Origin of the sequence: Kistimonas scapharcae (assembly GCF_039540975.1) — a bacterium.
GTDB classification, from domain to species: Bacteria; Pseudomonadota; Gammaproteobacteria; order Pseudomonadales; family Endozoicomonadaceae; genus Kistimonas; species Kistimonas scapharcae.
In genome coordinates this window covers 1-1,381 of sequence record NZ_BAABFL010000242.1, presented here as the reverse complement: position 1 = coordinate 1,381, position 1,381 = coordinate 1, and the positions used below count along the sequence as shown (strand labels likewise).

Here is a 1,381-nt window from a genome sequence, read left to right as displayed (position 1 = left end):
TTTTGTGCAAAAACTGTACTCTGTTGCCAAAAGTACGGCCAGCTTGCTCACATTCCCAAGGTTAAGCGGGATTTAAGGATAAAAAGTGGTTATAATCGCAGCGTAAAATCACTTTATGATTGCGCTTTTCAGGGACGCTAATCACACGAACATTGAAGTCATATTCACACACATTGTCTTACAAAAACCACCTAAAGTATTTCCTTCCAGATTGACAGAATCAATTGACATTCTTGTATAAAAAACAGATTAAATAACATTTCCATTATTGTTTACAACAACATATCCCAAAAAAATGAACTTTATCAAGCCTCAAAAGCCCAAGAAAGCAACCTACGGCACAACCCGCAATTAAAGAATTTGTCGATAGCAACGTATTTCACCATGCAAGCGTTTTATCGAGTAATTGCAATTAACAACAAGTAAGCACTTTCCTTTTTTAGAGGAGTTTCATCATGGCATGTCCTGCACCATTGACCGCAGCCTCATATAGCTGGAATGCAAACAACGAATCTTGTTATCCATGCAGAATCTTCTTATCCATTTGTGCCGCCATTGCTAATATTTTCTGCTGTTATACAGTCGAAGCTGCAGATGTCGACACATTGCTGCAAGAACACCCGGAATACGCAAACTGTTACTTTGCACAGTCACTTGGAAGGCGCAGAGTAGATAAAACCGAGACTTTTGACACACTCTCAAATACAGCAAAAATATCCGATCCTGACCAATTAAAGCCAAAGAAGAGCGAAAAGGAAGACGCACCTCTCCCCATCGCTGAGGAGTTAATTGATATACCCACACAGTTCGAACATCATTTCAAAGTTGCGGTGGACGGTGATCCTGGTTGCGGTAAAAGCACCTTCATTAATACCATGAGAGGCTTACGCGCCTCCGATGATGATGCTGCCCCCGTTAGCGTAACTGGCCAAGAAGTAAAACAGACTTCATTTTATGAATTGGATAACTCCATTGTGTTATGCGAACCCGCACCAGTGTCAACAGCGCACTTTGGGCATACCCGTTATAATAATTTCGATGCTGCAATCGTTCTCTGTACCAATAGAGTGACAAAAACTGCAATCAATTTAGCTAAAGCAGCTCAGGCGTCTGACAAACCTTTTTACATTGTAAGAACCAAAATTGATCAGGACCTTCGAAATGCACGCGCGGATGGTATAAATGAAGAGGATACACAGCAATCAATCTATAGCAATACAGAAGATGAGATTCAGCGCGCAAATTTGAAGCCCAGCAGCGACACATTTATGATAAGCAATCTCCTTGGACATAAAACCGAACCTGATTACCACTGTGGCTCAGCCAGCTTGAGAAGCCTTGCTGGCATGGGGCAGGTTCGCGCAGCCATGTAACCCAGCCT

At 42.1% G+C, this 1,381-nt stretch carries 1 protein-coding gene; it reads left to right on the top strand.

The window, feature by feature from the left end:
• Positions 1 to 455: 455 nt before the first annotated feature.
• Complete coding sequence (locus ABD892_RS10670) at positions 456 to 1,373, top strand: P-loop NTPase family protein (protein ID WP_345195609.1); 918 nt, start codon at positions 456 to 458, stop codon at positions 1,371 to 1,373.
• The last annotated feature ends 8 nt before the right edge of the window (positions 1,374 to 1,381 follow it).